Annotated in this window: 9 protein-coding genes; all 9 read right to left on the minus strand. The window is 43.3% G+C overall.

The window, feature by feature from the left end:
• Nucleotides 1–5: 5 nt before the first annotated feature.
• Entirely contained in the window at nt 6–1,745 is a 1,740-nt protein-coding gene (locus tag CWC03_RS21460) for a DUF7305 domain-containing protein (RefSeq protein ID WP_138583595.1), read from the minus strand.
• A gap of 4 nt (nt 1,746–1,749) precedes the next feature.
• Entirely contained in the window at nt 1,750–2,238 is a 489-nt protein-coding gene (locus CWC03_RS21465; protein ID WP_138583596.1) for a PilW family protein, read from the minus strand.
• The gene (locus tag CWC03_RS21470; protein WP_138583597.1) at nt 2,235–2,657 is read right to left on the minus strand and encodes a type IV pilus modification PilV family protein; all 423 of its coding nucleotides are present in this window, start codon (nt 2,655–2,657) and stop codon (nt 2,235–2,237) included. The genes CWC03_RS21465 and CWC03_RS21470 overlap by 4 nt, the downstream gene beginning before the upstream one ends.
• Entirely contained in the window at nt 2,648–3,106 is a 459-nt protein-coding gene (locus CWC03_RS21475) for a GspH/FimT family pseudopilin (RefSeq protein ID WP_138583598.1), read from the minus strand. Before CWC03_RS21475 ends, CWC03_RS21470 begins: the two co-directional genes overlap by 10 nt.
• The gene (locus tag CWC03_RS21480) at nt 3,090–3,503 is read right to left on the minus strand and encodes a type IV pilin protein (protein ID WP_138583599.1); all 414 of its coding nucleotides are present in this window, start codon (nt 3,501–3,503) and stop codon (nt 3,090–3,092) included. The genes CWC03_RS21475 and CWC03_RS21480 overlap by 17 nt, the downstream gene beginning before the upstream one ends.
• Nucleotides 3,504–3,939: 436 nt before the next feature.
• On the minus strand, nt 3,940–4,392 hold the full coding sequence (gene rplI / locus CWC03_RS21485; RefSeq protein WP_010368808.1) for a 50S ribosomal protein L9: 453 nt from the start codon (nt 4,390–4,392) through the stop codon (nt 3,940–3,942).
• Nucleotides 4,393–4,427: 35 nt separating this feature from the next.
• Nucleotides 4,428–4,655 (minus strand): 30S ribosomal protein S18, encoded by a 228-nt coding sequence (rpsR, locus tag CWC03_RS21490; protein ID WP_002962753.1) that lies wholly within the window; start codon nt 4,653–4,655, stop codon nt 4,428–4,430.
• Nucleotides 4,656–4,666: 11 nt separating this feature from the next.
• Entirely contained in the window at nt 4,667–4,996 is a 330-nt protein-coding gene (gene priB, locus CWC03_RS21495; RefSeq protein ID WP_010368809.1) for a primosomal replication protein N, read from the minus strand.
• A gap of 38 nt (nt 4,997–5,034) precedes the next feature.
• A complete protein-coding gene (rpsF, locus tag CWC03_RS21500; RefSeq protein ID WP_010368810.1) occupies nt 5,035–5,376 on the minus strand; it encodes a 30S ribosomal protein S6 in 342 nt (113 codons plus the stop codon).
• Nucleotides 5,377–5,602 lie beyond the last annotated feature (226 nt).

Consider the following 5,602-nt stretch of genomic DNA (forward strand, 5'->3'; position numbering starts at 1 on the left):
TTAATTCAATTGGTATTAGCTTCACTCTCATCGGCAACTTGGTAAGGTTTATAGTGCCAGCCCTTAAAAACCAATGTCGGCTTTTGTCCCGGCGGCTGCACACCAATGCCTGTATTTTTTAATGCTTGATCAAAGTGGATCCCTGTACCACCGTTACCAGTAATCGATGCCCCTCGAACTGTACCGTACAATTGCCCACTGCCGTTCAACAGAATAGAAGTTAACGGTGAATAAATAGCAGCGTATAAAGAAGACGCACCGCTAAATACAAAACCATTAGGACCATCAAATGAAGAGTACACGCTGAACACAGGTAACTTGCTCTTCTTAGTTAATCCCTCTTGCTCAGCAATAACCTTAGCACTTGCGCCAATAGAAACTTTGCCGGTAGTGAACACGGTCAGAGAACTTTCTTTTTCTATCCAGATATGGGTGTCGCCAGTTAATGTGAGGTCACCATCAATCAACCAAATTACATCGCCACCAGAGATCTTGATTTTGCCATCCGATCCTAACTTCAACCCTTTAAATGGAAATGCGAGCTGCGTTTTTTCTGTCGCTGTGCCGAGATTCTGATCTACCCCTTGGAACAAATAAATGGTGTGCTCTTTTGCAACATACACACTCGAGCCATTACGCTCGTACACAGCCTGTTTTGGTTTAAAGTGTAAGATTTGTTGCGCGCCTACATTTAGAGGAGTGAATCGATTACGAGGATCGATAATGCTATCCATATTAAAAGGCAACGCCAAAGGATCACACTCTTTATTAGGCTTTGCAGGGTCATAGTCGGGAGAATCTGGATCGTACACTTTTACCGGCTCAACCACTAAGTCTGCGACTCTAAATTTAGCATCGGAGTAATGCACACCATCTTGAACTTGCAAGCCAGTATCTTTAAATTGACCACTGCCAGTATACTGAATATCAAACGCATCGCCATTTTGGTTGAGGATCTCAGCGCCCCACTCCATTTTCGCATCACCCATGGCGCGCACATAACCTTGGATCTTGCCGCCTCTATGCGTGAAAAAACCTCGGCTATAGACATTCCCTTCCACTCGAATACCACTTGATGACGGCGAAATATCTACCCCGGTATTTGACCTAACGTCACCCAAAATAGGTGAAGAGCCTTTTAAGTAAATCACACCAGATGCTTCAACATCGCCTTTAATCGGAGAGTGGCCTGATAGCACCACATCTGCATCGCCCACCACAGTGTGTACATCACCATCATGGCTTTTTGTTTCTTCGTAAGTGCCCTTTGATGAGTCATAGCTATCGACAGAACCACTACCTGATAGATTCACCCCCTTACAGCCAGTAACCGCATTTTGGAATATGGACTCTTTCGCTGCTGGCTGTAACTCGAAGCGCGCAACCAGCCGATGGTTCGCGTGCTCACCATGACGCTGACCTAAGCTTTCGATTTCAAATTCATTGCCATTGGCATTAACCGAGATCTGATATTGTGAATCAGAGATCGTCCCACTACCTGTTTTACTAATACCATTTATCAGCGCATTGACATCTTGCGGGTTGCCACTTAATGCCGCATCCAGCTTTTGACGATATTCTCTGATCCCTTGTTCAGCCACTAATCTTGCATTAATGTCTTTTTGGAAGTTACCACTTAATCTTTCTTGTACAACACCTTCCTTGAGGGAAGCGAATACCACAACGCTAGCCATGCCACCGAGCAGCATCACTTTAACCAGTGTAAAACCTTGTTGTTGTTTCATTGTATTAGCTACCTAATCCAGCGTAAAAATTCATCTGTATGCCTGCGCCGTACTGCGTCGGAAAACTACTACCCTGTATTGTCACCGTAATTAACTGACCACTGGCATCGGTTGCAAATGTGAGTCCAGTTACCCCTTTCAAAAGATTGATATCACCAGTGCCGCGATCGCACACTAAATACCCACCTTGTAAAAAATAGCGCTCAGTGTAATCAGCTGTAGGTACGCTGCCGTCACAAGCGGGTACCCCAGCCAATTGGTGGATCGTAATATCGGCCGCCGTCACAGTAGGGATTTCCTGAGTTTGCTTGATGCTGCGCATCATCACTCGATTGGTATAGCGAACAATCTCTTGTGATGTTGCAAGCTGCTGGCTTGTCGTCACCGTTTCTTTTATCGACGTGTATGACGTTGCAATCCCCATAACTAATACTAATCCCACAACCATCGCGACCATGAGTTCCAGTAAGGTATATCCCTTTACCTGCTTCATGAGCCTCCCCCTGGTGGTGGAGAGCAAGTATCCGCAACGTTTGGATAACTGGTAGTCAAAGAAATTTGGTTTTCAGCGGGGTTTTTTACCCGCTTATCTTCCCAACTCACCGTAAACTGCATGTTATTGCTATAGGTCACAGGCAGCACTAACGTAAAGCGACTATCCGCTGGATGCAGCTGTTGAATAAGTGGATTAGCGAGTGTCATATCATTGTTGTTATGTTGTAGTTCGCATAACAAAGGCCATATCCTCTCTATTGCATTTTGGCCATGAATTAACGCCATCGTGTATTGAAAGCTATTGGAGGCAAACTTTAATGACTTAAGCTGTGTCGCTGCAAGACCAAGCAACATTAGCCCAGCCACCAACATCGACACCACGACCTCAATGAGAGAAAACCCCTTACTTAACTGCAATTTTGTTCTGCCTCAGCTAACCAACTTTGACCACTGACCAATACACATAAACGATAATCCTGGGTATCGTTAACGTTGTCGGTGATCAATATATTGTTTGTCGCCAGCACTTCGCCACTTTCGCGCACAACTTGGTCGGCAAGTGCCACCTCTATCGAGCTATGTTTAATAGAAAATCGCCCCACTTCGGTTAATTGACCATTTTCATTGGTTTTCACAACCCAGTCGCTGTCCTCAACGACCAATGATACCTGTTGCTCACGTCGAACCGCTTCACTTCGCGCCAAGCGATATACCGCCTGCAGTTGATTAGCATGTGTCGTGAGTCTATCTTGCTGAATTTGCTTTATAAAACTTGGCGCAGCTATCGAAGCTAAAATTGCAAGTATTGCCATAGAAATAAGCAGCTCAAGCAAGGTAAACCCTAAATGTCTATTGCCAGCAATCATTGTTCTTCGGTCCTTGTTCACCAAGATGATTAATACTTAGCACACCACACTTATCTGTCGCTTGTGCTTTTCCTACTATTGGCGTGGCTGTAAATTGATATCCCAAATTACGGTATTGCCCAACAGCGCCATTTGGTTTATCAGTGGGAATATATTTAAACGTGTAGAATGTAGACTCAGGCAAATCTGTAAGTAAACTCGCATCAGGGTAGCCACTATTACGGCTGTATATGCGTTCGATCACACCCGCCATTTCCAGCATTTGCTGCTGTGCTTGCGAACGGCGTCCATCCTGAACGTATTCCACATATGACGGATATGCCACGCTGGCTGTGATCGCCACTATTGCAACGGCAATTAATAGCTCCGTAAGCGTAAAACCTTTATTTACAGACATTTAATTATTCCACCACTAAATTGATAGCGCTGTCATTTCATTCCACTTTATGACAGACAAAAGACAAAGAAAAGGACTAACCTATAATATGTAAACATAACATGGAGCGAAAGTTTCTAAAAAGGAAACTTATTACACCACATTACAGCAGTATTGCCTTTTGATATAAGGCAAACTTTGAGCGAGAGGATCATCCATGTCACACCTTAAATTGGTATGAATAAGATTATTATTATGATTTTCTTCGAGGGCTTACTTAATTCAACCTAAGATTTGGATGCCAACGAAACCTATATTTTTAATATTCAATGCGTTCAGCATTAAGCATATCTGTTAACTAGGTTTTTACTGTCCGAAATTTGGGCTAATTTAGGTAAATTAAGTGAATAAAAAGCCGTGCATAAAGATACACGGCTTTTTTAAGCTCAATTAAAAATTAAGCTTCAGCAATTACGATTACTTTGATCGTAGCTGTAACGTCAGAGTGTACTTGGATAGCTACATCGAACTCGCCAGTCTCACGGATAGTACCAAGAGGTAGACGAACTTCTGACTTAGATACCTCAACACCTACTGCAGAGATAGCATCAGCAATATCGCGAGTACCGATAGAACCGAATAGCTTACCTTCGTCACCCGCTTTAGAAACTAGAGTTACTTCAGCTAGTGCTTCTAGTTTTTCAGCGCGTGCCTGTGCAGCAACTAGCTCTTCAGCGATTTTCGCTTCAAGCTCAGCGCGACGTGCTTCGAAAGTTTCAATGTTAGATTTAGTTGCAGGAACTGCTTTACCCTTAGGGAATAAGAAGTTACGTGCGAAGCCAGATTTAACATTAACCTGATCACCTAGGCTACCTAGGTTTGCAATTTTGTCTAGTAGAATAACTTGCATGTCTCTACACCTTTTAAAAACTAGTAATCAGCTGCTTACTTGTGTAAGTCAGTGTATGGAAGAAGGGCTAGGTAGCGAGCACGCTTGATAGCAGTTGCTAGCTGACGCTGGTATTTAGCGCTAGTACCTGTGATACGGCTAGGTACGATTTTGCCACTTTCTGTTACGTAGTTTCTAAGAGTAGCCAGATCTTTGTAATCAATTTGTTGTACGCCTTCCGCTTTAAAACGGCAGAACTTACGACGTCTGAAATAACGTGCCATGAGTAATTTCCTCAATTAATTCTTTCAATATGTTGTGCGTGCAATACCAGCTGACTCAAGCCATTTCGGCTTTCGTGGCGATTTATAAAACCGCGAACTTGCAATGCTTGCCCAACGTATAAATGCTCAGTTTGGTTTCGGAACTGTTCTCCACTGGCAACCACTTGAATACGCACGTAGGCATTTCGAGTAAGGTCAGCCTCTAATTGCATTGATTTGTGCTCAAGTACAAATATGCAATGTGGGATCCCAGCAGGGCTTTGACTAAATTTTGGTGTTTTACAAATCACGCCCGAAAGCAGATATTGATTGGTATACAGGTCAACCTGATTACTCACCATTACCTCGAAAGGTTAGTCAAATCCGAAATCAACAACGATTAAGCAGAAGCTGCTTCTTTTTTCTCTTCTTTTGCAAGAGGAGACGCTTCAGTTACCGCGTTTTTAGTACGCATAACTAGGTTACGAAGCACTGCATCGTTGTAGCGGAAAGAAGTTTCAAGCTCGTTGATTACTTCAGTTGGTGCTTCAACGTTCAATAGAACATAGTGTGCTTTGTGAAGCTTTTCGATTGGGTATGCCAGTTGACGACGACCCCAGTCTTCTAGACGGTGAATAGTACCGCCAGCTTCAGTGATAGCACCAGTATAACGCTCGATCATACCAGGTACTTGCTCACTTTGGTCTGGGTGAACCATGAATACGATTTCGTAATGACGCATGGATATTCCTTACGGTTAGTATAGCCTTGTCCCGTTTCGGCCAGTCGGGGTAAGGCAAGGAACGATAATAGTAAGGCCGAAAGAGTGCGTATTTTACGCGTAGCATTAAAATTAAGCAATCAGTTTGTTATGAAAAATTGGTGGAATAAGACTATATCTGCAAGGTTTTTTTAGAGTGATTGAAAAGTAAGAATATTTAGGAGAGTTGGAGCGGCACACGAGGTTC

Origin of the sequence: Pseudoalteromonas sp. S2755 (assembly GCF_005886535.1) — a bacterium.
Taxonomy (GTDB): Bacteria; Pseudomonadota; Gammaproteobacteria; order Enterobacterales; family Alteromonadaceae; genus Pseudoalteromonas.

Bases quoted from the DNA above. Each gene is read 5' to 3' on its own strand.
- rpsF (WP_010368810.1), bottom strand. From the start codon at position 5,376: ATGCGTCATTACGAAATCGTATTCATGGTTCACCCAGACCAAAGTGAG.
- priB (WP_010368809.1), bottom strand. From the start codon at position 4,996: ATGGTGAGTAATCAGGTTGACCTGTATACCAATCAATATCTGCTTTCG.
- CWC03_RS21480 (WP_138583599.1), bottom strand. From the start codon at position 3,503: ATGTCTGTAAATAAAGGTTTTACGCTTACGGAGCTATTAATTGCCGTT.
- rpsR (WP_002962753.1), bottom strand. From the start codon at position 4,655: ATGGCACGTTATTTCAGACGTCGTAAGTTCTGCCGTTTTAAAGCGGAA.
- rplI (WP_010368808.1), bottom strand. From the start codon at position 4,392: ATGCAAGTTATTCTACTAGACAAAATTGCAAACCTAGGTAGCCTAGGT.
- CWC03_RS21475 (WP_138583598.1), bottom strand. From the start codon at position 3,106: ATGATTGCTGGCAATAGACATTTAGGGTTTACCTTGCTTGAGCTGCTT.
- CWC03_RS21460 (WP_138583595.1), bottom strand. From the start codon at position 1,745: ATGAAACAACAACAAGGTTTTACACTGGTTAAAGTGATGCTGCTCGGT.
- CWC03_RS21465 (WP_138583596.1), bottom strand. From the start codon at position 2,238: ATGAAGCAGGTAAAGGGATATACCTTACTGGAACTCATGGTCGCGATG.